A 25,210-nucleotide genomic window follows, 5' to 3' on the forward strand; every position below is an offset into this window, starting at 1 on the left:
GGCGCGACTTTTGCGCGCCGTATCGTTCGTTCTGTGTGATGCGATGTCGGTGTTGTCTTCGGATATTAATACGAGAGCGCGTACCAATTCAGGCGCGGATTCTCTCAGCGCCCGCGGGCCAAGCGCGCGCGATCACGACAACGGCGACGTGCATGCGGCACCGATCGCGCAAGGTCTTTCGCCTCGGGCGTCGATTGAACGTGAGAGGATGGAAGCTGGCGGTGACGTCGGCTAACGCGCCGCGATCGGCGGTCGCCGGCGGCGCTATTTCAGAAAGCCGCTCACCACAAGACCGATACCGGCGGCAAAGCACGCCGCGATCCAGATGTAGGACTTGGGCAGGCCACTGCGGCTCAGAAAAGGAAACCGGCCCGGCGCCTTCTGCGGCTTGCTGTCGTGGACCACCGGGAGGTCGTCGATACGGCCGGCCAGGGCGACGATCCTGTTCGACAGATTGGCCGGCGCCGGCTCGGCGGGACTGTCGTCGAACATCTCCCGCAGGGCGACCGCGCTGGCCATCACGTCCCGCGCCTCCTGCGACTCGTCAAGCAGCTTGAGCGCGTCCGCACGGACTTCGACAGGCCAAGCCGCCGGCTGCTCACCGCAGCGGTCGACCAGATCCTCGAACTCCGCAAGATTCATGACGCACTGCCCCGGCAGGCCAAGCCTGTAGCTCGATTCTGCTACAGAATGATACACATCTATACGGTCTGTTGTACATTATCACAAGCAGACACAATCAGACACAATTCAACCTCGTTCGGCGGTCGCCTTGGCCTGCTGAACGCGGACGTCCGCCCAGGCATCGCGCAGGTCGGTAACCGCCACGATAAGCTTGTTGAAGCGGGCGATGGCGTCGGGCTTCCCCAGCGAGTGCAGCGCGGAGAGGATGAGCCGCACGTAAGTGTCGCGCATGTGCTCGGCCACCGCCCCACCTTTGTCAAAATTGAGATTGTGACAAAGACCGCGCAGGATCGTCGTCGCGGCTTCAAGGTGCCCGAAGGCCTGGTCGAGCCGCTTGTGCTCCAAAGCCGCGACGGTGCGGCTCAGTTCCTGGATGACCCGGTCGTAGAGCATCACCACGCCGGCGAGCGGCGATGTGGTCGCGGCCGTCGTCCGGTAGATGCTGGCCACCATACTATGCGTTGCTTGCTGCGCCATCGCCTAGTTACTCGAATTCGTGTTGTTGAGCTGTTTCAGATAAGTGATCGTCGAATTGGCCTGCAAGATCTGCTGCTGGATCTTGGCATAGCGGTCGGTGAGCTGCGTTCGGTACGTGTCGGCCTGCGATTTGATCGTCGCGCTGCGACTGGTCAGGTCCGTATCCTGCTGCTCTATGTTATCGATGACCGTCTTCAGCGTGCCGCTCGTGGCATTGCCGACCGCATCGCTGTCCGCATAGATCTTCTGCGCGAGGCCGTAGCTCAGCGTGAAATCGATGGATTCGGAGGCGCTCCCGGCGAAGGAAAATGAGAACCCGTCGAAGGCCGTGCCGGCTTTACCGATAATTCGCGTGCCGCTGATGGTGAAAAGCGACGAGTCGCCACCGACCGACGCCGACGTAATGGCGCCCGAACCGTCCAAGGTCACATCGAGCGTGAACGACGTCGGCGCATCCGTGCCGCGTGCCAGCACGCGGATGTCGCTCGCCGATGTGGTCGTTTGGAATTCGAACAGCGATTGGATGTCGCTCAGATTATTGTTGAGCGCGCTTTCCAGCGTCGTCGTGTCGACTTCGAGCTTATTGTCGCTGTCGAAGGTGATGCCGAAGCTCGCCAGCGAGTTGTTCGACACCATCGTATTGAGATCGCTCTCGAGCTGCTGACTCACGGAGCGCAACGCCGAATCGCCGAACAACACGGTGCTGCTGTCCGCCGTGCCGTCGGACGCCGTCTTGTTCTGGGCGATGACGAAGTCGCGCAGCGCGTTGTACGAGGTGACGAAATTGTTGATGGCCGTTTCGATATTCGTGAGGTTCGGCGCGACCTGAACCGATACCGACGTGCCCGTCGGCGTCGGCGAATAGAGGTGGAACGTCACGCCGTCGAGAACATCGGAAATGTCGTTGGAATCACGCGTGATCTCGACACCGTCCAGCTTGATCTTCGCCTGCTGGGAGGCCTGGATCTCGTTGGTGAAAGCACCGGATGAATCGGTCACGCCGAGCTGATTGAGGACGTCGTCGCCCGAGACGCTGCTCGTGGTAATCGTCTGGCCGGTGCCGGTCGTCGTCAGCAACAGCTCGTACTCACCATCCGACACCTGCAGCGTCGTAGCCCGCACGCCCGTGGTGGTCGTCTGATTGTTGATGGCTTCGACGACATCGCCGAGCGTCATGCCGCTGGTCACGCTGATGTCGGCGCTCGTGCCGGCGCTGGTCCCGATACTGAAAACGCCGCTGTAGCCCAGCGCCGTCGAGCTGCTGGCGATGGTCGAACTCGCCACCTTCTGCGCCTTGGCGATCTGCTCGACGACGAGATCGTAGGTGCCTTCGTCGGTGCCACTGTCAACGTCGACGGAAGCCACGGAGCTTGCCGTCACGTCGCCGTTGGCCGTGAGGTAGGCGGCGCGGTTGGCGAAAACGTTCGTGCTCGCATTCGACACGCCGGCCGGATTGCTGAGCGCATTGGACTTGGTGGCAAGATCCTGCAACAGACCTTGCAGAGACTGATAGCTCGATATCTTCGTTTGATTGGTGGTGATCTGGGTGTCGATCGTGTCGGCCTTGGCGAGCTTGGCCTGCACCATCGCTTCGATGAGGCCGTTCCAGTCGACCGTCGAGCTGTTCGCGCTCGTGCTGGCGGTGCTCGACGTATAGGACGACGTCGAGGCCGTGCTGGTGCTCGCCGCACTGGCTGTGTTGGCCGTACTGGCCGTGCTGGAAACTGTGCTCATCGACCCTGCCTAGAAGAAGCGGGCCGGCGGCAACGCCGGCCCGCCAGGACTACGTTACTTCAGGAGGCTCAACAGATACTGCGGCATCTGGTTCGCCTGCGCGGCGGCCGCGACGGCGGCCTGCGTCTTCACTTCCGCCGACGACAGGTTGGCCTGCTCGGCCGCGACGTCGACGTCGGTGATCGACGACTTGGCGGAGCTGAGGTTCTCTTCCGTGCTCGACAGCGCGTTGGCGCGGAATTCGAACCGCGATTCCTGCGCGCCGATGCTGGCGCGGGCGGACGAAACCGAGCTGATCGCGGTGTCGAGGGTGGTGAGGGCCGAATCGGCGCCGCTCTGGGTGCTGATGTCGAGCGAGGAGATGCCGAGATTCGACGCGCTCAGATTGTCGATCTTGATCTGGATCGTGTCGGAGGCATCGGTGCCGACCAGCACGTCGACGCCAGTCGAGAAGTTGCTCGTGCCGTCAAGCAGACTGACGCCGTTATAGCGGGTGCCGGACGCGGTGCCGTCGACTTCGTCCTGGAGCTGCGAGAATTCGTCCTGCAGATAGGTGCGCTCGGTATCGGTCACCGTTCCCGAAGACGACTGCGAAGCGAGCGATTTCATACGGGTGAGAATGTCGCTGATGTTCGAAGCGCCGCCGTCGGCGGTCTGGAGCACCGCGACCGCCTGGGTCGCATTGGTCGATGCCTGCTGCAGCGAGGTGATGTCCGAGGAGATCTTGGTGGCGATGGCGAGGCCGGCAGCGTCGTCGGACGCTTTGTTGATGCGCGAGCCGCTGGCGATCTTCGCCAGCGACGAGGATTCCGACGCGGCGTTCTGATTGAGGAAGCGGACCGCCGTATTGGCCGCCGTATTGGTCGAAATGACAGGCACTGTAAGCCCTCCTGGTTTGAACAAGCCCCTGTCCCGCAACGCGCAGGAAACCGAGCAGACGTCGGTTCGCCGGCGTCTGCAGCGTTCAACGGGGCGCGACGCGGCAGCGGGCGGTGTTTTTCGCGGCGGCCGTGGACATGGCTAATCGTCGGTAAACGAACCGCGGATGTCTTTCTCCGAGCGGCGCAGCAACTCGCGCAGCTTCTGACGCCCGCGCTTGAGCAGCGACTCGACGGCCATCACCGTCGTCTGCATCACTTCGGCGACTTCGCTGTTGTTCATGTTCTCGTGGTAGGAGAGGATTAGCGCGATACGCTGCTGCTCCGGCAGGCGCTCCATCGCCGCGTCGAGCAGCGAAGTGACCTTGTGCTTTTGAAGCTCTTCGATCGGCAGGGGCTTGGCGTCGGCGACTTCGGGCACCTGCTCGAGATCTTCGGTCCGCGGCTGACGGCGATAGTCGATGCAGCGGTTGGTCACGACGCGATAGAGCCAGGTCGAGAACTTGGCGCGCCCGCTTTCCCAGCGCCCCCGGTGCAGCCAGATCTTCAGCAACGTGTCCTGGACGATATCTTCGGCGTCGGCGCGGTTGTTGAGGATGCGGAGCGCAAGACCGTAGGCGCGGTCGATGTGGCGTTCGACCAAGAGCCGGAAAGCGTTTTGATCGTTGGCGGCAATCCGCTCGAGCAGACCATCGTCGGTATCGGCTGCCGAGGGCGCTTCGTCGACGCGCCCGAATGTCTCTGCCACCGCATCCCCTATGCCGATCTCGACCGCGGCGCTCTGCGCTGCAGGCCGACTCAAATTCATATAGGCTTGCGTCATCTGCGTCTCCGGGCCGCCCTGATTGTCTGTCATGGTCTTGAACGGGGGCGCGAAGAATTCCGGGCGTAAAATTTTCGAAATCTAGAATAATAAATGCCTGAAATAACGGAATAATTTGCCTATCGCACCCGGCAACAAATGCCTATCGCAGTATTTGATATCCAATTATTACTCAGAAGAACAATTTATACTTAGAAAAATCGCGATCTATTCATTGAAGAACGAATAAAGACATAAAATTCGCAAGCAGTGCATCAGGATCAAAGCATCCAAAACGTGCGCCGATACACGCACACGGCGCGCCAACGCTTCGAAATAATCCCCGCCTGATTTTTGTATCTGCTTCGTAACAAGTTCAATTGGTCGACATGTGTTCTGGGTCGTCGATCGCATCGCAATCCCGACGGCGCGCCGGCAGCCGGTATCAAAAAGCATTGACCTGGATTCATGATCGACCGATTGAAAGCGCTCCTCGCAGCGCGTGGCCACCAGATTGCCGACACGCAGATCAAACGGCTTTGCGAGTGCGCCGAGCTCGGCGACACCATGTCGGTCTGGGACAAAGACCGCGACGTATCGCAGTCCTCCATCGTCGTCGTCGACGAGCCGCCCAATCCCGCGCAAGTTCATGCCCTCAGGCGGGCGCTGTCGCCGCAGGCGACGGTCATCATTCCCTACGGTGAGAATCCGGCATTCGATTACTTGAAGTCGAGGTTGCGCTGCCGTGGCGTCATCGGCGCCCAAGCGCCGGAAGCCCCACACCTGGTCTGGTGGGGCGGCAGATCGTCCAAGGCGCCGAAGAGCTGCCTTACCAACCTGCTGAACGCCCACATTGTAACCTGCGTACGGCCGAACACGCCGCAGGATACCACCGCGGCGCTGTTCGCCAAAGCGCTCGACGTATTCGGCATCACCTACACGATCGAACGAGACGAGGCCTTCATCTCGTGCGACGAGAGCACGCCCATTCGCAGCCAGCTCTTGCTGACCGCCTGGGAGACGAGCACAAAGCCGCTGATCTGGCTCGATCCGCACAGCACCGCCGACCTGACCAGCCTCGATATTGACGTTGCCGGGGTCGACTTCGCCGCCGTTCAGACGAGCTCAGGCCTTTCGACGGCATTTCTATATTTCGGCCGCACGTCGGCCGCTGTCGATCTGCTCAAGAGCTGGCAAAGCCTCTGCCTCGAATATCCGCGCCTCCCCGCAGAGTACATGTTGGACGCGGCCTGGGCGATGGTCTCATCGCAACGGGCGCTGGTGACAAAATGGCTGTCGCCGCAGCGGGCTGCGTCCGACGAGGCTAGGTCGTCCGATGCCTGGGCACAGGCCTTCGAGCAGCACATGCTGACAACGCCCGGGCAGAGACGAGCGCGCAAGGCCGGCCGCACCGGCTCGCCGGAGCCGCATTGCATATTGAACAGCCGGTTCGAGGGCCGCGGCCCGCTGCTTCTCATTACACATGCACAAGGTCCGGCCGCGCAAACGGCAAGCTTGGTGCGCAACGCGGCCGCCGCCTTCGCCGCCGGAGACGGTGGCTTCAGTTGCCTCGGCATCCTGGTCTGCAACGACGCGCAGGAAGCGGCGGAAGCGGTCCGGCTGACGAATGACGGCTGGATTCTATACGCCCTGCCCGGCCTGGCGCTCGAGGCCGATACGTTTCAAAGGCTGTCGGTTTTCAGCGATGCCGACCGGCCGCAATTCATCATGCCCGAAGCAACGGCTCAGAGACGGACCTCGACCGGCATATCCATCGAGGCAAGCGGCGCCAAAGCGATCTTCGGGCGCGCCGGCGCTTTCAACCGCGGAGAAGAGAGCGCGCTCGGCCCGCACTCAAAGCCATTGAGGCTCGTCTCCTGATTAGTGAGCGGCCGAGCAACCGCCGCCTTCGGTATCAGGTGGGAACCGCGGCGAATGGGGCAGACCGTCGACCGGCCACACCTCATCGGAAAATATCTTTAATTCAATGAGATAGAGAGAACATGGTGCCAGGGGCGGCATCGCACCCGTGGCCTAACTAATTGAATTTCAACTTGATTTTTTCGGCTTCCGCGACGGAATACCCTCAGAAATACCCCCAGTTTGTCGATTTTCCCATGTTGCCCTATGTGTCACGTGGTTCGAGGCAACTGCCATACAGCGGCCCGGCTACGTGACGGCCACTCAAGGCTATGCGAAGAATCGTCATCTTCTGAAGCGGCAGTTGACGGTGGAGAGCTTCTGCAGCTTTCAATCGGGTCTCACGAACAGCACTGAGATTTGAGTGAATGAGCTCCGTCCCAAAAAGACCACACGAAAGAAGCATCGATCACGCCGGGGAGCCGCGCGATCCGACTGCGGTCTCCGCTGAGAACGTGAGGATTCGTTCAAATTTGGACCGAGATCCGGCGTCTCCGTTTGTAGCGTCCAGCCGGACTATTACCGAACTCAAAGATCTCGCACTTCATGTAATTCTGGACCCACGCGCACACCTATTGCCGGAAGATGGGTCGCCGCGAGACCCCTCCGGAATTGTTTTAGCTGCCAATCATATTGCGTGGCGATATGGCTATTTTATCGAGGCCTATCCGAAGCTCGGCCAAAGTACTTTTCATATTATTCTCGCGCTTCTAGTCAGCCAAATTGTTGGCCGCATTATTCAGCTTTACCCGGATGCCCGGACGGATAGAGCCACTATTCACAATTTGCCGGAAGACATTTGGCACTCTATCATCTCTAGGATTTTAACCTTGAACCCGAGATGGGCGGCCGGAATTGACGAGATTTTTTCTGCCCCACTACACGCCGATTTGGATCCGAAATTAGACCAAGCCACATTTTTAGTGGATGCACTCGCACAACTGATCGACGAGAGGCCCGAACTTGCCTCCGAGTTGAGCAAGCAGCCTAGTTTTCGCAAAGTCTTCCAAAGCGCATCCAAAGGCATGCGTTCCAAATCGAAGCGCCCTATTCCGACCGAGGCCCCCGAGCTTTACGAAGGACGCGGTAAAGGCTCCGGCGAAAACGCCGTAGGGTTTCTGCGGCGCGTATATTCGGACTGGCTCCCGACCCCCTTATCTATTTCGGACATAGGTGATCTCGACCCGAAGCTCTATGGCACTTTGAAAAGCTGGGTCAGAGACCGCAAGCCGCCGGCCGACCTGACCCAATTCTTCAAATCCAAGAAGCGCCGGACTCCCGAGGAAATTGACGCTGAGCTGAAAAAGCACCGCATTAACAAGCCTGAAGACGCGTTTGCCCGCTTTCCCAACGACAAGAAAACAGCGGCCAGGCTCTACAATGCTGCGCTGCGTCGCCAATAGTTTTCTATTTGAGTTATTGCACCCTCGTACTTGATTTTCTGCTCCATAGTAACTACCCTCCAGAGGATAGGGACGATGGAGGTTGCGTATGTCAGAAGACAACGGATCCAAGAAGAAACCCCTTCGGATTGTTAGCTGGGCGGAGTTGAGCCAGCGAATTCCATACAGCCGCCAACACGTGGCGCGGCTTGAAAAGGCCGGCAGGTTCCCCCCGCGGTTCGCCCTAAATCCTGAGAGCGGCAATAGGGGCCGCAAGGGGTGGCTGTCTCAGGACATTGATGCCTTCATCGAAGCCAGGGCTGCGCTCCGGCAAGCTTCCAAGCCGGAGTAGCCGTCATGCGCACCTACTCAGCCGAAGCGGCGCGGGCCCTCTGCCGCCTTCAATACCGCGGAATGCGCACCTGCGGAGCCGGTGCGGCAAGCAGGGCCTACGGGATACTCCAGGCGCACTTAGTTCATTACAGCCGGCGGCGAGAAGCGCCTTGCGAGCGCGCGAAGCGTGTCTTGCAGGACTTAGCCAGCGCAAGCGGCATCCACGTCCCTCCTCGGCATGAGGCCGAGCTCACGGCGTTCATGCACGAATATCTGAGCGGCCTGTTCTTCCGGGGGACGCCCCCGAGCTAATCCATTCCAGCCGGCTCGACTCGCCGAAGAACGTTGACTTTCAAAACTGGCACACTTGCGGACACGACCATGGCCCAGCGAAAACCAACACCGCAAAATCAACCGACAGCAAAGGCTTCATCACCAGGTGCCCGTGCCGTGAGGTTAGAAGACCTGGCCGGCATGGATTCCGCGCGCGATTGGGGCGAGGCCTTGCAGCTCGATATTTCGGATTATCGTGCCGGCGAAATACGGTGGGACGACGTAGACTCGGGCTGTGTCGTGTATGGACCGCCTGGAACCGGGAAGACCACATTCGCCCGCGCTCTTGCCACGAGCTGCGGCGTCCCCCTCATCGCCACGTCCTACGCGGCCTGGCAGCGTAGCGGCGAAGGGCATCTCGGCAATCTCATGCAGGCGATCCACGGCACATTCGAAGCCGCGCGGCAAAACCGTCCGTGCATCGTCTTTATCGACGAGATCGACACGATGCCGTCCAGGAACACCAAGAGCCGTCATGCCGACTGGTTCAACAGCATCAATAATGCGCTCCTCGAAGAGCTGGACGGCACGGATGCGCGGGAGGGCATCATCGTCATTGGCGCCTGTAACGATCCAGGCAATCTCGACGCGGCCCTATTGCGGCCCGGGCGGCTCGGTCGACTGATCGAAATCCCCCTTCCCTCGCTTGAGGCTCTCCCTGCGATCCTCCGGTTTCACCTTCGCGATGATGTCAGTGCGATCGACGACCTGGATGCGATTGCCGTCCAGTGTGTCGGACGATCCGGTGCCGACATCGCGCAGCTGGTCAGGGATGCACGCCGTCTGGCTCGCAAAAGCCGCTCGCCCCTTGGCCATCCCCATCTTCTGGAAGTGCTCGCCGAAAACCTCAAGGATCTTAGCACTGCGGAGCTCTCCCGGATCGCTGTCCATGAGGCAGGACACGCCGTCACCGGCCTTCGTCTCAAAGTCTCCGAGCAGATCAATATATGCCTGAGCGATCGGCCGCAGACCTGCCTCGACCTTCGCATCGCGGGCGCGGGCGTCACCGCGCAAAGGGTCCAGAATGTACTCGCGACGCTGCTCGCCGGGCGGGCGGCCGAGGAGATCATTCTGGGCGCTGCCAGTGCCGGCGCCGGAGGACGCGCAAACTCCGATCTCGCCAAAGCGACCGAGGTCGCCTTCAACGCGGTGATGGCTCAGGGACTCGGCCCCGAACAGAGCTTGGTCTGGTACGGCATGTATGATTCCCAGCCGCAGATCGCTCTCTTCCGCCCTGTTGCCGAAGAGGTCGAACAATTACTGGACCAGGCTTATGTCCAGGCAAAATCCATCATTACTTCCGATCAGGACCTCATTCGCCTGACGGCCCGGGCGCTGCTCCGCCGCCGCGCGATTCCACACAATGACCTGCTGATGATGGCTGGCATGGTGCCCACGACCTTCGATTCCAAGAATGCCTGACGCTCGCGACGCCTGTTTTTAAAAGTGAGACATTGGGCGGAATCCCGAGTCGCGTTAGGGATTCCGCAGACGCGAGGGGAATCGAACGGCGAGTTATTGGGCGGTGTCTTGCATACGTTCGGGGTAAAGTGAGGTGAACGCTTGACGCGCTCACCATTCATCATCAGGCTCGCTTTGTGTCTGAGGTCAGTGATGCACTGATAGGGAGTTACCAAGAGCCAGAGCCGATCAAGCGTCCGGGCCAGCTTCTTGCGACCGATGTGAAGGTCACCGGCCAGCCGCTCGACCCCACCCATATCGGGCGTATCATCAAGCCCCGCGAGCTGGTCGACGTTATCGAGCTCACGCCTCTCAATCGCAGCGAGACGATTCTCTACAACCAGCTTCTCGCCCACGCCTGGAACAACATCCGCACCAATCCCGTCCATAAGGTGCTGAAGGCCTCATTGCGCGGCTCGCATGAGAGCAATGACCGCCTGCACGAAGCCTTCGACAAGCTCATGGGCGCCTGGGTCAAGGTTCGCGCCCGCGACCCGCAAACCGGCGCCATGGCGACCTTCCGCGTCCACCTCCTTGGCACCAACAAGGAGGAAGAGAAGGATGACGGGTATTTCTATTACACCTTCCCCCCGGATCTTCTCGCCGTTATCAGCCAGAGCAAGGCCTGGGCGACCATAAAGTCGCACATCATGTACGCCCTGCGTTCGAAATACTCGATTCGGCTTTATGAGATGATCGAGCGCCGAATTGGCCTGGTCAAACAGCACGAAGAGTTCACGATCGACGAATTCCGGGGGCTCCTGGGCGTGCCGAATAGCAAGCTCGAACGCTTCGCCGACTTCAACAAGTACTGCCTCAAGCCTGCCATGGAAGAGGTGAATCACCTTTCTGACTTCACCGTATCGATAGCCGCCATCAAGAATGGCCGTGCCGTCCAAAAGCTGCTCGTGCACTGGTTCCGGAAATCCGCGGAGGAGCTGCGCAAGGCTCATGACGAACGCGAGAAAAGCCGCATCGGCCGCAGCGAGCGCTGGCGCGGTGCTGCGACCATTCATGTCATCGGCGCGGAATAGAATACATAATCAAACGCCCAATCCCTCACCGAAACGTCTGAGCCGCTTATTTTGCGCTCAATGCCACCCACTTCTTCACTGCAATACGCCCCGTTCCTCGTCGTTGGACGCCCGATTCTTCGCGCGACTCCGCCCCGTTTCCCACCTATCTCGCCCATAACTTCACATTTGGCGCGACAAGCATTTGATCCGGTGTTCAAATTCAGCGTCTGAATCTGAACTATTGAATCAGAATTAATAGAAAGGGTGAGGTCGGCCATTAAAATCACGCGCAACAAGCGCCTCGCATGCGCTCGGCGATATAATGGCGTGGCCGCATGCGCGACCACAAACCATGACTCCCTCACCCTGCGCTCGCGCTATGCGCTCGCTCCGCCGCACCTGTTGGATTCGGAATCCGCTTACGCGGATAACCATGATTGATTGGCAAGTGTGCGAGACACGCACACAACTACCCGCACAGTGCCTGCGGTGAGGTCTAAAGGGGGCCAGCGGGGTGGGGCTTGTGGACGGTTCAACATCGTAAGCCCGCCCTCCCCTGCCTCTCGATAGGCCGGCAGGCCCGATCAGGACGCCGCTGGTGTTCCTGTTTCACGTGCGACGCGGCTTGCCCTGCGCCGTAAAAACGCGCGATGTGGACGCGTATAAAGAGCCCGAAATTCCAGGTTCGGTGAGTCGACGCCCATTAACTCACCGTTCGACTCACGGGTGAGCCAAGGAATCCGGAGCGCGACTCGGGATTCCGCCCACTTCCTCACCGATCAATCGCTTGACCGCTCTGCCGGTACGCCTCACGCTTTATGCCGTGACGAAGCCCGATCCCGTCCTGATTGCCTATGCCGTGAAGCGCTATGCCGAAGACAAGCCTGCTGTCTGGACACGCATCGGCGCGGCCTGGCCGCATGAACAAGGCGCCGGGCTGACCATCCTTCTCGATGCCCTGCCCCGCGACGGCCGGATCATCCTGCTCGAACCGGACGAAGACGACGACGCGCGGCTTGAGCGTGAAGCGCAGCGCGCCAGGGAGCGTAATAAAGATTCGTAGAATTACGCTTTTGTGCAAATCCACATTTGTGGCTTTGCCTGGTAGCCTAGACTCACCAAAAACCAGCGCTCAGGTTTGCGGGCCGCCGTTTATCCCTGACCCTGACGCGCGCTCCGATCCGTTCAAGGCCAAGGCGAGCGGCCCGAAGCAGGGCCGGCCCTGACCGGCTTGTCGCGCCGCGCCCTTTGCGGTCGCGCAACGCGGCTTTCGAAAACCAGACCGACATTGAATTATACGATTCCACATTTGTGTAAGGACACATTGCTACGGCTGTAGAGCCGTTGAACCGTGCGATTGCACGGCTGCACCATTCTTTACTTGGAGGATTGAACGAATCCCGTAGCCTTAGAGGTGTTCGATTATTCATTTCCACCAATCCACATTTCCACAAATCCATTTTTGAGGCTTTCATGATTCTTACCTTTGCATCCTCGAAAGGCGGCGTCGGCAAATCGACCACATGCGCGGCCGTGGCATCCGCGCTGGCGCTTGAGGGCGCGCATGTGCTCATCATCGATCTCGATCAGAACCGCACGCTTGGCCGCTGGGCGAAGCGCACGGCCGTGGAAGGGCTCACGGTCAGCGCGATCGAGACCGACAAGTTCGGGGCGTACTTCCGCGACGCCGAGGCGTCAGGTGATTATGACCATATCTGCATCGACCTGCCCGGGACGAGGGAGGTCACGCTGTTCAAGGCGCTCGCCCGCTCCGATCTGGTCATCATTCCCGCACAGGCCTCCGAGCCCGATCTGCGTGAGGCCCTGGTCGTGGTCAGCGACATCCGCGACATCGGCGATACGACGGGGCGCAGGATTCCGTACCGGCTGCTGCTGACCAAGATCTTCCCCTTGCGCACACGCGTCACCGACTACGCCTATGCAGAGCTTGAGCGCAAAGGCCTGCCGCTGTTCCGCACGGCCCTGGTCGAGCGCTCCGCCTACCGCGAGATGTTCCTGAACGGCCAGCCGCCGACACTGACCGAGCCGGAGAAGGGGGCGGGCCTTGAGATCGCAACGCTGCTCACGGAAATCCGCGCAATCGTCGAACCCGAAGCGCTACTTCGGAAGGCAGGCTGATCATGAAGCAACGCACGCCGTTTCAGCCACTCGATGATGATCTCGACACCAGGATCGAAACCCTCGCGCGCGAGAAGGGGGTCAGCACTCTCGTGAGGCCCGCGCAGGGTGAGCAGGGGGCTCGCGCCAGCGAGACACTCCCCGCCCCGGCGTCTGCAGCCGGCACGCCGGCCACGCCGTTAATCGCTTCGCCGGCCATTGCGGCCGCACCGTTCGATGTATTGTTCGACGAGGCGCCTGCCCGCACCCCGATGAAGACGCTCAATGTCGAGCTGCCCGACTATGTCTGGACCGCCCTGAAAATCCGCGCGGCCGAGCGCAAGACCAGTGTCCGGCATGTCATCATGGATGCATTGCGCCGCGACGGAATCGCGATCAACGAGATCGACATGATCGACGCCTCGCAGCGCACCCGCAGCCTCAAAGCCAAGAGATAGCGCCGGTCAGAACCCCTTCTGGCCCGTGCTAGGGGCGGCCCGCCTTCGCCTGTGCGGGCCGCTCTCTAGTTCTGGCAGGCACCCCCAAAGATCAGAATACGATCGTTGTGCGCGTGAGAGCCTTTACGGGATAGAGCAGGATCAGGATATTGAATGTCGTGTCGAATGCCTCGGCGAGGCATTCATGCGCCTGCCCATTCCGATCCGTGATAGAAATCGTCGTTGGCCGCGTCATCTTTCGTCCCAACGGCAGAACCCGGCCCAGGGAATGATCGAGCGTGATCACCTCTTCACAGGGTATGCCGAACTGCTGCCGGAACAGCGGAGATGTTTCGATCCGGCGCACTTCGGCGCGCGCGCCAGTCCTTTCGCAATAGGTGACCGGCTCAAGCACATACACAGCGCATGCGCGGTGGTTTGTGCGCGCATATTCGCGGCAGGCCGCATAGACTGACGATCCAAAGGTCTTGGCCAGCTTGATAGGCGTTTTGATCTCGAATTTGTGGTCAGCCGCCATCGACTGGAAGCCATCGCCCTGGAACAGGACGAACCGCGCGAAGTTGTTCGCCTCGCGCTCGAATAGATCGGACGTCTCGGGATCGAGCGTCTTTTCGCAGTCCTGGAAGAAGCGGAAGAGCTTGCGATGCGCCGGCAACTCGTGATGCCCGGCCTCGTGCAGCTTGAGGAAGTTCTGCTTCGACTGGTGGACATCGTGATCGATGTGGATCAGCTGCTCTCCGGCATCGTAGACCCCAAAGACTTTCGAAATCGCAGACTTCAGCGCGGATGCGGCCTCCTCGGCCTTGTCCATCAGATATGCCATCAGGCGCTTTGGATCGAAGGCACTGGCCGGGGCGACCTTTAAGTCAGCCGCTTCCAGAATAATCGCCGTGGGAGTCGGATAAACACCCCAAGCTGACGCACGGTCTAGAGCGCGCCGCGCAGCGTGCTGCACGGCGCGCAACCCCTCGGGGTCCAGACTGCTGTCGTCCGACTTAGCCACCCGGTTTGTTCCTGCTGCGCAGATAGCCGAGAAACTTGACCAACTCGGCTTCCTCTTCCGATGTCAGATTGTGGCCGGCGAAGGTGGCGACGCGGCCATGCCTTTGTTCGGCACCGGTGCGCGCGCGCGTCGGCACAACAAAGCCGGCGCGCTCCATCAAGTCTTCATACGAGATGCCATACACCTCAGCGAGCGCGTGCAGGATATTGGGATTGGGCTTTTTAATTTGGTCTGTTTCGATCTGGCTTAGGTAGGCATTCGATACGACCTTGTTCGTCGCCTTCTCCACCTCGCGCTGCGACAAGCCGCGATCGGTACGAATTGAGGCGAGAAATTGTCCAAGCGTGAGCTTGCTCTCCGCCCCCACGCTTTTCCTGATCATGATGCAGCTCCTCCAAAGCACTTGATTCAACTTAGTTATTTAGCGCCCATCGCCAAGAAAGTCAAGCATGCTCAGAATATGCTTGATATGCTTTGCATGCCACCTTATCTTGGCATCATAACCTCGCGGGCATCGGGCTCAAGGGGAAAGCGACAAGGAACCATTCAAATGGAAAATGTAGGGATGAGCGGCCAAACCGGCCGCGAAGGCGTCAAGGGCGGGCACGAAACGCGCGGCCCCGGGGCGGATGGCAAGTTCTTCACGACCGTGAACGGCGAGACCGTCAAGTTCGCGGACCAGACTCCGAAGGGCGAAGCGATCCTCGACAAGGCCGGCCTGAAGCCGGCCGGCGACTACGTGCTGATCCAGCTCCTGCGTCACAGCAGCCGCTCGGTCGGCCTCGACGAGACGGTCGATCTGGGTGCCGCGGGAACGGAAGAGTTCCGCGCCTTCAAGAGCGACCGCATCTTCCGCTTCACCTTCAACGGCCACGGCTACGAGTGGGGCGTGGACAAGTTCTCCGAGCCGGACCTCCGCACCATCGCCCATGTTGCGGACGATGAGATCATCGTGCTCGACCGCGAAGGCCAGGAAACCGACCTCGCGCCCGCCGACATCGTCGATCTCGGCGGCGGCGGCACCGAGCATCTCCACACGGAGAAGCGGCTGATCACGGTCTTCTTCGAAAACGACCCGCGCGAGATTGCCCGCGGCGTCTACACGACCGAGCAGCTCAAGCAGATCTTCGGCGTGCAGGCGGGCTACGTCCTGGAATTCATCAACCAGGAGGGGCGGCTCACGCCGCTGAAGCCGGGGGCCAAGCTCCACGTCAAGGCGGGTATGAAGTTCTTCGAGCAAGTCCCCTGCGGGGGCTCGTCGTGACCGACCCGGCCACGCACTTCGCCAGCCTCAAGGCGATGCATCAGGAAGCCGTCCTCCTCAAGGAGGGCGGCCAGCCGGTCGCCCTGTTGCCCGGCTTCGCCTTCACGGCGGGTGAGCAGGCTCACAAGATGGACCTGCTGCTCGTGCCCTTCGCCCACTCCGGTTACGTCACCCGGCTGTTCTTCGAACGCAAGATCGAAGGCCGCGGCGCCAACTGGAACCAGCATCGGGTCGTCGAGCGCAACTGGTGGGCGCCGTCGTGGAACCACGTGCCGGCGACGATGTCCTGGACCCGCATGCTCTCCGCACACTTGAGGGCTGTCGCATGAAAATCCGTTTCAAAATCACGAGCGCCTTGCTCGCCACTATCCGCATCGACCTCAGGCGACCGCATCCTTTCGCGCACGAGCGCGTGGGCTTCATCGCCGCAGGCTTGGCCGCAGCACATGACGAACTGCTCATTCTCGCGCGCGAGTACCGCCCCGTTCGGGACGACGAGTATCTGAACGACCCGCGCGTCGGCGCGATGATGAGCGCCGAAGCCATCCGGAGTGCCAGGCAGTGGGCGATGGATGAGCGCGTCGCGATATTCCATGTGCATACGCATGGCGGCACCGGCGTTCCCGGCTTCAGCGGCACCGACGTCAGCGAGAACGCCAAGTTTGTGCCCAACTTCACAGCGGTGGCACCGCACGCGGGGCATGGCGCCATTGTCCTGAGCGACACCGCGGCACACGGACAGGTGTGGCTTGATCGCAAGTCGCCGCAGCCGTTCATCACGACGTTTCACGAAGTTGGGATTCCGATTCGCAACTGGAGAGCCGCATGAGCCGCCTCGATCGTCAAAGCTTCCTCGGGCCCGAGAGTGATGCCATCCTCGGCGCCGCCACGATCGGCATCGTCGGCCTGGGCGGGGGCGGCTCACATATTGCGCAGCAGGCCGCCCATATGGGCATCGGCGGTTACGTAAATGCCGACCCCGACATTATCGAGGACACCAACACCAACCGTCTCATTGGCGGCACACTTGCCGACGTGGATGACAAGCTGCCCAAGGTTGATATCGCGCAGAGGCTGATCCGCGGCCTGCAGCCGGATGCCCGCATCGTTTCGGCGCCGGCTGACTGGCATGGGTCCACCGATGATCTCAAGCTCTGCGATGTCATCGTCGGCGCCGTTGACAGCTTCAAGGAGCGCGAGCAGCTCGAACGTTTCGCGCGCAGACATCTCATTCCGTATATCGACATCGGCATGGACGTCCACGAGATCGGCAAAAAGGCTTACCTCGTCAGCGGTCAGGTGATCCTCTCGATGCCTGGCTGCCCGTGCCTGCGCTGCTGCGGCTTCATCACCGACGAGCGCCTGGAGCAGGAGGCCCAGCATTACGGCGCAGCCGGCTCGCGCCCGCAGGTCGTATGGTCCAACGGCGTGCTCGCCTCGACGGCGGTGGGCCTTTTGACGCAGTTACTCACGCCCTGGTTCGCGAACCCGCCGCGCTTCGTCTACCTCGACTATGACGGCAACAAGGGAACGATCACCCGCAATCCCCGCATGGAGCTGCTCAAGAACCACATTTGTCCGCACCACCCGGCCGACGAGACTGGCGACCCGCTGTTCGACATCCGCCGCCAGACGTTTGCACCGCGCGCAGCGCCGGCCGCTCCGGCCCGGCCCGTGCCGTGGTGGCGGGCTCTTCTGCGGCGGATCAAGGATGCACTCTGAGCGCAACCCGCTGCGGCATAGACCTGCGCGGCTTGGCTCCGCGCGGGATGTCGACCGCCTTGGCGATATTCGTCCACCTTTAATGCATTGTTTTTACGACAATTATGTCGGCAGTGGACGATTTTTAGGTCGTTCGTTGAATTTTCGTCCACCGGCGAGTATGTTGGGGCGCACCACTGACGAACGACCGGAACATGACCCAGAACAACAAGAAGACTGACATCGAATCCGACTTCCTCCACCTCGCCCGGAGCGCACTCTCCGGCCGCACACAGGATGTACAGGTTATCCTGCGGCGTGCAGCCAAGCGCTACTATGAGGCCGTGCCCCGCTTTGCCGAGGCGTTGAGCGACCTTTTGCGGGAATCTCCTTCAGCCGCTTCGCCCTTGCGGCGCCAGCAGGAGGTGCCGGTGCCGGTCGATCTCGACACGCGCCTGCACCTCATGCGCGTCGAGGCGCATCCGAGTCTCGATCACGAGCCAGTCTTCACGCCTGGCGTTTGCGCGTCACTAACCCAAATCGTGCAGGAACGGCGCAACCCCGACGCGCTAATGCGCGCCGGCCTGGATCCGACGCGCGCCGCCCTGTTTGTTGGCCCGCCGGGCGTGGGCAAGACCATGGCCGCGCGCTGGCTTGCTCGGGAACTGGGCCGCCCGCTTCTTATCCTCGATCTCGCCGCCGTCATGAGCAGCCTGCTGGGCCGCACCGGCAGCAATCTGCGCCATGTGCTCGATTACGCCAAAACGATCGACTGCGTGCTTCTGCTCGATGAACTCGATGCCATCGCCAAGCGGCGCGACGATCACGCCGAGATCGGCGAGCTCAAGCGTCTGGTCACCGTCCTGATCCAGCAGATCGATGACTGGCCTGCTTCCGGCGTGCTTCTTGCGGCCACCAATCATCCGGACCTTCTCGATCCGGCGATCTGGCGGCGCTTTGAGATGCATATCGACTTTCCGCTTCCTTCCGAGCCAGCCATTGCGCAATTCGTGGAGAGCACACTCGCGCCGCACTTTGCGGCTGCCAAACCATGGAGCCACGTGCTCGCCGCAGCCTTCGCCGGCCGCTCTTTCAGTGACATCGAGCGCGACCTCTCGGCAGCGCGCAGGAGTGCCGCACTCGGCACGCAGCCCCTTGAGGACTGCCTGGCAGCCTTCGTATCGAACGAGGCTTTTCCGAAATCCAAGCGCATCGGTCTTGCGACCGTCATTGTCGAGCAGGGGCTTCTCTCACAGCGTAAGGCGCACGAGCTGACCGGCGTCGCGCGGGATACCATCCGCAGCCGGGCTGCCGCACGCGGAGGCGGTTCGCGGCGCAGGAATGCGGGAGCGACTGCATGACAAAACGCAATTTCCTGCTGGGCAAGGGCGAGCGTCTCGTTGAAGACGTGGCGGGAATCCGCGGAGGCGGTCCGAAATATCATCCCTATACGTTCAGCCAGGCCAAGACGCGCCTTGCGCCGATGCTCTCGCGTGTCGTCCGCGGCATCGACCAACTGCCCGATGAGGCCTGCCCCAATGATCAGGCGGTCGCAACCGTCACCCTCAATCCCGAATACATCGCAAAGTCTTATTTCCCGGACCACCTCCTGCGCGCCGTGGGCCTTGAGCCTGTCGGCAGCCGGCCGCGGCGCATCACGCCGGAAAAGCGATCCAAGGACCGCGAGCCCGAAGAGACGATCACCACCGAGCTGTTCGTAATGGGATCGCGCTCTGCCTTTCGTGCCTGGCGCTCCGGACTTCCGAATTGGCACGAGGATGCCCCAGGTGCGGCGGAGCTGGCCACCATTGAGCAAGTCGCCGCGCCGACGGTCCGCGACAAGATCAAAGGGAAGCTGCCTAAGTCGGGCGAAGCGGTGTTCGAAGTGGTGCTGCACACCGACGCCCAGATCGGGGAAAACCGCATCGTTCCCCTGTTTCGCGAATATCTGGAGGAGATCGGACTCGATCAGCGCCTTGATCGCCGTTTCTATGCCGGAGGCCTTTGCTTCGTAGAACTCGAAGCGCCCGTCGAGAGCGCCGAAGAGATCGCCACCTTCACGCCCGTCCGGGCCCTGCGGCAGATGCCGGCGCTGCGCATGCTGCGGCCGACATTCCGCTCATCGCGCGTTCCCATGCAGGACGTGAGCCTGCCGACCCAGGGGCCCGTCGATCCGAAAATCCGCGCCGCCATTTTCGATGGCGGCATTCCGAAGAATCACCCGCTCACCAAATGGGCGAAACCCATCGAGCCGCCGGGCATCGGCAAGACCATCCCTGATTTTCAGAAGCACGGCGTTGCGGTCACGTCATCCTTTCTTTTCGGTCACATTGATCCCGCAAAGCCGATCAGCCGTCCCTTTGCGCCCGTCGACCATTACCGGGTGCTGGACGCAACGCCTGGCCAGAACCCGCACGAGCTCTACGAAGTGCTCGACCGTATCGACAAGATTCTCGTCGACAAGGACTACGAGTTCGTCAATTTCAGCATCGGCCCGCGGCTCCCGATCGAGGACGACGATGTCCATGCCTGGACTGCCGTAATCGACGACCGCCTCTCGCGGGGGAAAACCCTCGCGACCATCGCCGTCGGCAATGACGGTGACAGCCCGGCCAATGGCGGTCTCAATCGCATCCAGGTACCCGCCGACTGCGTCAACGCGCTTGCAGTCGGCGCCTGCGACAATCCCGACTCGCCCTGGCAACGCTGCGCCTACAGCTCTGTCGGTCCGGGCCGCAGCCCCGGCCTCATCAAGCCCGATTTTGTCGAATTCGGGGGCTGTCTTCAGCGCCCGTTCATCGCCCTGAGCGAATCCACTGCGATCGCGCTTGAAGCCACCGAAGGGACTTCTTTCTCGGCTCCATCCGCGCTTCGCCTAGCCACCGGCGTGCGCGCGCATTTCGGGGCGAACCTGAACGCGCTGGCCATCCGCGCATTGCTCATCCACACCACTGAGGCCTGCGATCATCCCTGCGAGGATGTCGGCCGCGGCCGAGTCGCCCGGTCAGTTCAGGACATCGTCCTGTGTGATGACGACACGGTGCGGGTCGTCTATCAGGGCAACATCGCGCCCTCGCGTTATATCCGTGCGCCGATACCGGTTCCCTCCGGCACCATCCCCGGCAAAGTCCAGATCACGGCCACGTTGTGCTACGCGACCGGCGTCGATCCGCACCATCCCGGCAATTACACCCGCGCCGGCCTTGAGGCCGCCTTCCGGCCGCACGACCAGAAGCGCAAGAGCCACAAGCAGATCCACGCCGACACCAAGAGCTTCTTCGGCAAAGCGCAGAACGGGCTGATGGAAGACGAATTGCGGCGGGACGCCTGGAAATGGGAGAACTGCCTGCACGGTTCGGTCGGGTTTCAGGGCAAAAGCCTGCGCAACCCGGTCTTCGACATCCATTACAACGCGCGTCTTGGCGGCCGTAATTTCGCGCCGGACGATGACCTCGCTTACGCCCTCGTTATCACCGTCGAGGCCAAACACCTCGGCCAGCTCTACGACGATGTGGTCCGGAAATACGCCAACCTCCTTGAGCCGCTGCGTCCCGTTGTAGACATCCCGATTACGACGTAGTCCGCTCGCATCTCCTTTCGGCGGTTTTCTTCTTAAGATTTGACGCTTCTCTAGCCGGGCGCGCCTTGCGTTCAATGCCCGGCCCGCTCCTTCGCTTCGCTCCCGTGTTGGGCATCTGACCGCCGCGGCTTTTCCGTCCGGCTCTCCTTTCCGCGTCTCTTACGAGAAAACCGCAAACGGAAAAGGAGAACTCTCATGACAGACACACTCGCAATCGCCCTGAACAAGCTTACCGCCTGGAAAGGCAACGTACGCAAGACGGGCGCCAAGGACGGCATCGACGAACTGGCCGCCTCAATCGCCACGCACGGCCTTTTGCAATCCCTCGTCGTTCGTCCTGCAAAGGCCGACAGATACGAGGTCATCGCAGGCCGCCGGCGCTATCTGGCCCTGCAATCGCTTGCCAAGGCCGGCACGATTGCCAAGGACTATCCGGTCGCATGCACGCTGGCATCGGATGAGATCGACGCCTCCGAACTCAGCCTCGCCGAGAACGTCGTGCGCATGTCGATGCATCCGGCCGATCAGTTCGAAGCCTTCCGCACCGTCATCGAGAAGGGGGCCGGTATCGCCGATGTCGCGGCCCGGTTCGGCGTCAGCGAAACCATCGTGACCAAGCGTTTGCGCCTCGGCCGGTTGAGCCCGGTCATTCTGGGCGCTTACCGCGAGGGCCACATCGATCTCGAAGAGGCCCAGGCCTTCGCCATCACCGACGATCACGCGGCTCAGGAGCGCATCCTGACCGAGCTTTCGGACTGGCGCCTCGATCCGCAGTCGATCCGGCGCGCGCTGACCGAAACGGAAGTGCCGGCAAGCGACAAGCGCGTCCGCTTCATCGGGCTCGAAGCCTATGAGACCGCCGGCGGGTCCGTCCGCCGCGATCTGTTCGATGACGCCAATGGCGGATATGCGCAGGACGCCGAGCTCCTGGACCGCCTTGTCACCGATAAGCTTTCGGCTGTCGCCGCCGAATTGTCGGGCGAGGGGTGGAGCTTCGTGCACACGCTGATCGATCTCGACTATCAGGCCTTGGCGGAATTCACTCGGGTTTCGCCAGAGCGTGCCGAACGGCCGGACGCCGATCAGGCCGAACTCGAAGCGCTTACGGCCGAGTACGACGAGTTAGTCGATTCCGACGGTGACGACGCCTCCGACCGTCTGGACGAGCTTCAGCAGCGTATGGACGCATTGACCGAGCGCTCCGAATACTGGCCCGCCGAAACCCTGGCTGTCGCGGGCGCTGTGATCGGTCTATCGCATGACGGCAGCGTGCGGATCGAGCGGAGTCTCGTCCGCAAGTCCGATGCCAAGGCGCTCCGCAAAGCGGCGAAAAGTGAGAAGAGCGAGCCGGCTAATGCTCTGCCCGCCTCGCTGATCGAGGACCTGACGGCGCAGCGCAGCGCGGCCATTGGAGCCGAACTGATCCGCCAGCCGGAGATCGCGCTCGTTGCCATGGTTCATGCCATGACGCTGCAGGCGTTCTATCATGGGTCCGCCGGTGAGACGTGCGTGGAGATTGGCGTCCGCGAAGCGAACCTTGCGCGCTTGATCAAGGTCGGAGGCGATTGCCCCGCTCTGGCGGCCATCGAAGCCGAACGCGAGCGGCTTGCGTCGATCCTGCCTGAAAGCCCGGATGCGCTTTGGCCCTGGATGCTCGCGCAGCCCAAGGAGACGCTGCTTGGCATTCTCGGCTTCATCGCGGCGATCAGCGTCAACGCCGTGCAAGGCAAAGGCGCTCAGCCCGATTCTGAACGGCTCTCGCACGCGAACGCCCTGGCCGATGCGCTCGGTCTCGACATGACGCGGTATTTCACCGCGAGCGCCGAGGGGTATTTCGGCCGCATCAGCCGCAGTGTCATCCTGAGCGCCATCGACGAGGCCCATGGCGCTCACGCTCCCGCGCTCGAAAAGCTCAAGAAGAGCGAACTGGTCGTCCGGGCGGCAGACCTGGTCGCGAATACAGGCTGGCTGCCCGGGCCGCTTCGCCCCGCGTCTAAAGCCGCAGCTTAGCGGCTTGGCCCGGTCGCGCCTGACGGCGCGGCCGGGCTTTCCTTATAATTGGCGGGGAAAAAGGCTAATTTTTCCCGTGAACATTCCGTGAACTGGCGCTAGGCTCTGGGCACCAACCGCCGCGAGCACGTCTTCGAGGTTTCACGTCATGACCGAACCAACCATCACCTGTCCCAACTGCCAGACCCACATCCCGCTGACGGAGTCGCTGGCGGCGCCGCTCATCAAGGCGACCCAGTCGAAATACGAGCGGCTGATGGCACAGAAGGACAAGGACATCGCGGGCCGCGAGGCCGCATTGCGCAGCCAGCAGGCAGAGATCGAGAAAGCCAAGGAAAACGTCGAGCAGGAGGTTGCCAAGAAGATTTCGGCCGAGCGCACGCGCATCGCCGCCGAGGAAGCGGCCAAGGCCAAACGCCTTGCGGCGGCCGACCTGGACCAGAAGGCGAAGGAAGTCACCGAGCTGCAGCAAGTCCTCAAGCAGCGCGATGAGAAGCTCGCCGAAGCGCAAAAGGCCCAGGCCGAGCTCATGCGCAAGGAGCGCGCGCTTGACGACGCCAAGCGGGAAATGGACCTGACCATCGAAAAACGGGTGCAGGCATCGCTCGACACGGTCCGCACGAAAGCCAAGCAGGACGCCGAGGAGGCCTTGAAGCTGCGCGTCCTTGAAAAGGAAGAGCAGATCGCCTCCATGCAGCGCCAGATCGAAGATCTCAAGCGCAAGGCCGAGCAGGGCTCACAGCAATTGCAGGGTGAAGCCCTGGAGCTGGAGCTTGAAGCGTCGTTGCGCACGAAGTTTCCGCAGGACGTGATCGAACCGGTCCCGAAGGGCGAATTCGGGGGCGATGTCCTGCACCGCGTGATGAATTCGATCAATCAGCCCTGCGGCACGATATTATGGGAATCGAAGCGAACGAAGAACTGGACCGATGGATGGCTGACCAAGCTTCGCGACGATCAACGCAAGGCCAAGGCCGATGTCGCGCTCATCGTCTCAAATGTACTCCCCAAGGGCGTGCACAGCTTCGATCATGTCGATGGCATCTGGGTGACGGAGACCCGCTGCGCCATCCCGGTCGCGATTGCGTTGCGGCAGTCGCTCATTGAACTCGCCGCCGCCCGGCAGGCCGGCGAGGGACAGCAGACAAAGATGGAGCTCGTCTACCAGTATCTCACCGGGCCGCGTTTCCGGCACCGCATCGAGGCGATCGTCGAAAAATTCAGCGAGATGCAGTCGGACCTCGACAAGGAGCGCCGCTCGATGATGCGCAGCTGGGCCAAGCGTGAGGCGCAGATTCGCGGCGTGATCGACGCGACCGCCGGCATGTACGGCGATCTTCAGGGCATCGCCGGCAAGGCGCTCGAAGAGATCGAAGGCATGGCGCTGCCCATGCTCGTAGACCAGAGCACGGAGGGCGACGATAGCCAGGCGGCATGACGCCCCTGCTCCGGATTTTTCGTAAGTTACATTATCACTCTTGGTGTTTATGATCTAATTCAGCGGCTTGATCGCCTTCAATTCCACATTCGTGTGTCCATACTGGCGCCCTGTCGCTGCGTGCGCTCATCGAGCCGTCATGGCTCATCCCAGATGTCGCGATCTCTGACGTTGTTGCGGATATACGCTTCGACGCGCTCGTCCATGCCCGTGCCCGGCGTTTCCTGCGCTTCGAGTTTCATCGTATGCGCAACACGATCGAGTTCGCGGAACGCGATTTTGCGCGCGCGCGCGTGCACCGCACCTTCAAGCGAGTCGTTTGGCACGAGCGCATAGACGAGCGTGCAATCGAGCGCTTCAGCCGCTCGACGCAGAGTCTTGATCTGGATGGTTTCGTTCTCTTCCGAGGCTTCGAGGGCCGCGATGCTCGGTGGCCGCACATGCAGACGGCGGGCGAACTGCACACCGCTCATTCCGAGGGCGTCCCGGACAGCACGCACCCATCCTTTCGGAGGTGCGCGGAAGCGGTCCGTCGGCTTCAAAGGCGCCAAACGTTGATCAAGGCGCTCTCTGGCGCGCTTGCGGGCTTCAGGTTTCATAGTCGCCTTATCCGATAAT

General features: G+C 61.4%; 24 protein-coding genes. 15 read left to right on the plus strand and 9 right to left on the minus strand.

The features are described 5' to 3' along the window. Positions 1-264: 264 nt before the first annotated feature. The 6 genes from DW352_RS13965 to DW352_RS26810 form a co-directional block, all read right to left on the minus strand. Entirely contained in the window at positions 265-642 is a 378-nt protein-coding gene (locus DW352_RS13965) for a hypothetical protein (protein WP_115691901.1), read from the minus strand. A 108-nt stretch (positions 643-750) separates the two neighbouring features. Next, positions 751-1,161, minus strand: coding sequence for a flagellar export chaperone FliS (locus tag DW352_RS13970; RefSeq protein WP_115691902.1), 411 nt, complete (start codon positions 1,159-1,161; stop codon positions 751-753). A 3-nt stretch (positions 1,162-1,164) separates the two neighbouring features. After that, on the minus strand, positions 1,165-2,895 hold the full coding sequence (fliD, locus tag DW352_RS13975) for a flagellar filament capping protein FliD (protein WP_115691903.1): 1,731 nt from the start codon (positions 2,893-2,895) through the stop codon (positions 1,165-1,167). Between the two features lie 54 nt (positions 2,896-2,949). Next, on the minus strand, positions 2,950-3,774 hold the full coding sequence (locus DW352_RS13980) for a flagellin (RefSeq protein WP_115691904.1): 825 nt from the start codon (positions 3,772-3,774) through the stop codon (positions 2,950-2,952). Between the two features lie 141 nt (positions 3,775-3,915). Next, positions 3,916-4,581, minus strand: a complete 666-nt coding sequence (locus DW352_RS13985; RefSeq protein WP_425374660.1) for an RNA polymerase sigma factor — start codon at positions 4,579-4,581, stop codon at positions 3,916-3,918. Positions 4,582-4,803: 222 nt separating this feature from the next. After that, complete coding sequence (locus tag DW352_RS26810) at positions 4,804-5,031, minus strand: hypothetical protein (RefSeq protein ID WP_162826957.1); 228 nt, start codon at positions 5,029-5,031, stop codon at positions 4,804-4,806. 12 nt (positions 5,032-5,043) lie between these two features. Here DW352_RS26810 and DW352_RS13990 point away from each other — a divergent pair, with 12 nt between their 5' ends. The 7 genes from DW352_RS13990 (at position 5,044) to DW352_RS14030 (ending at position 13,596) form a co-directional block, all read left to right on the plus strand. Next, positions 5,044-6,456, plus strand: a complete 1,413-nt coding sequence (locus DW352_RS13990; RefSeq protein ID WP_115691905.1) for a hypothetical protein — start codon at positions 5,044-5,046, stop codon at positions 6,454-6,456. Between the two features lie 407 nt (positions 6,457-6,863). Further along, positions 6,864-7,898 carry a hypothetical protein gene (locus DW352_RS13995; RefSeq protein WP_162826958.1) on the plus strand — a complete coding sequence of 345 codons (1,035 nt, stop codon included), beginning with the start codon at positions 6,864-6,866 and terminating at the stop codon, positions 7,896-7,898. Positions 7,899-8,591: 693 nt separating this feature from the next. After that, positions 8,592-9,965: an AAA family ATPase gene (locus DW352_RS14010; RefSeq protein ID WP_115691909.1), complete on the plus strand. Its 1,374-nt coding sequence runs from the start codon at positions 8,592-8,594 to the stop codon at positions 9,963-9,965. Between the two features lie 176 nt (positions 9,966-10,141). Continuing rightward, entirely contained in the window at positions 10,142-11,038 is an 897-nt protein-coding gene (locus DW352_RS14015; protein ID WP_162826959.1) for a replication initiation protein, read from the plus strand. A 769-nt stretch (positions 11,039-11,807) separates the two neighbouring features. Further along, a complete protein-coding gene (locus DW352_RS14020) occupies positions 11,808-12,083 on the plus strand; it encodes a hypothetical protein (protein ID WP_245434119.1) in 276 nt (91 codons plus the stop codon). Positions 12,084-12,364: 281 nt separating this feature from the next. Further along, positions 12,365-13,159, plus strand: a complete 795-nt coding sequence (locus DW352_RS14025) for a ParA family protein (RefSeq protein ID WP_162826960.1) — start codon at positions 12,365-12,367, stop codon at positions 13,157-13,159. Between the two features lie 2 nt (positions 13,160-13,161). Continuing rightward, positions 13,162-13,596, plus strand: a complete 435-nt coding sequence (locus DW352_RS14030; protein WP_115691912.1) for a hypothetical protein — start codon at positions 13,162-13,164, stop codon at positions 13,594-13,596. 91 nt (positions 13,597-13,687) lie between these two features. On the opposite strand, the gene DW352_RS14035 is transcribed toward DW352_RS14030, so the two are convergent. Beyond that, the gene (locus DW352_RS14035; protein ID WP_115691913.1) at positions 13,688-14,599 is read right to left on the minus strand and encodes an ImmA/IrrE family metallo-endopeptidase; all 912 of its coding nucleotides are present in this window, start codon (positions 14,597-14,599) and stop codon (positions 13,688-13,690) included. Beyond that, positions 14,592-14,981: a helix-turn-helix domain-containing protein gene (locus DW352_RS14040; RefSeq protein WP_115691914.1), complete on the minus strand. Its 390-nt coding sequence runs from the start codon at positions 14,979-14,981 to the stop codon at positions 14,592-14,594. Before DW352_RS14040 ends, DW352_RS14035 begins: the two co-directional genes overlap by 8 nt. Before the next feature lie 183 nt (positions 14,982-15,164). Here DW352_RS14040 and DW352_RS14045 point away from each other — a divergent pair, with 183 nt between their 5' ends. The 8 genes from DW352_RS14045 to DW352_RS14080 all read left to right on the plus strand — a co-directional run bounded on the left by DW352_RS14045 (position 15,165) and on the right by DW352_RS14080 (position 24,592). Beyond that, positions 15,165-15,863 carry a multiubiquitin domain-containing protein gene (locus tag DW352_RS14045; protein ID WP_245434120.1) on the plus strand — a complete coding sequence of 233 codons (699 nt, stop codon included), beginning with the start codon at positions 15,165-15,167 and terminating at the stop codon, positions 15,861-15,863. Next, positions 15,860-16,192, plus strand: coding sequence for a hypothetical protein (locus DW352_RS14050; RefSeq protein WP_115691916.1), 333 nt, complete (start codon positions 15,860-15,862; stop codon positions 16,190-16,192). The genes DW352_RS14045 and DW352_RS14050 overlap by 4 nt, the downstream gene beginning before the upstream one ends. Next, positions 16,189-16,692, plus strand: a complete 504-nt coding sequence (locus DW352_RS14055; protein WP_115691917.1) for a hypothetical protein — start codon at positions 16,189-16,191, stop codon at positions 16,690-16,692. Before DW352_RS14050 ends, DW352_RS14055 begins: the two co-directional genes overlap by 4 nt. Further along, complete coding sequence (locus DW352_RS14060) at positions 16,689-17,585, plus strand: HesA/MoeB/ThiF family protein (RefSeq protein WP_115691918.1); 897 nt, start codon at positions 16,689-16,691, stop codon at positions 17,583-17,585. Before DW352_RS14055 ends, DW352_RS14060 begins: the two co-directional genes overlap by 4 nt. Positions 17,586-17,779: 194 nt before the next feature. Next, a complete protein-coding gene (locus tag DW352_RS14065) occupies positions 17,780-18,925 on the plus strand; it encodes an AAA family ATPase (protein ID WP_115691919.1) in 1,146 nt (381 codons plus the stop codon). Continuing rightward, complete coding sequence (locus DW352_RS14070; RefSeq protein WP_115691920.1) at positions 18,922-21,144, plus strand: S8 family peptidase; 2,223 nt, start codon at positions 18,922-18,924, stop codon at positions 21,142-21,144. The genes DW352_RS14065 and DW352_RS14070 overlap by 4 nt, the downstream gene beginning before the upstream one ends. Positions 21,145-21,339: 195 nt before the next feature. After that, positions 21,340-23,154, plus strand: coding sequence for a ParB/RepB/Spo0J family partition protein (locus tag DW352_RS14075; RefSeq protein ID WP_115691921.1), 1,815 nt, complete (start codon positions 21,340-21,342; stop codon positions 23,152-23,154). 148 nt (positions 23,155-23,302) lie between these two features. Further along, positions 23,303-24,592: a DUF2130 domain-containing protein gene (locus DW352_RS14080; protein WP_115691922.1), complete on the plus strand. Its 1,290-nt coding sequence runs from the start codon at positions 23,303-23,305 to the stop codon at positions 24,590-24,592. Between the two features lie 137 nt (positions 24,593-24,729). Here DW352_RS14080 and DW352_RS14085 read toward each other — a convergent pair whose 3' ends face one another. After that, positions 24,730-25,191, minus strand: a complete 462-nt coding sequence (locus DW352_RS14085; protein WP_115691923.1) for a mobile mystery protein A — start codon at positions 25,189-25,191, stop codon at positions 24,730-24,732. Positions 25,192-25,210: the final 19 nt, after the last annotated feature.

The organism is Pseudolabrys taiwanensis, assembly GCF_003367395.1.
GTDB lineage: Bacteria > Pseudomonadota > Alphaproteobacteria > Rhizobiales > Xanthobacteraceae > Pseudolabrys > Pseudolabrys taiwanensis.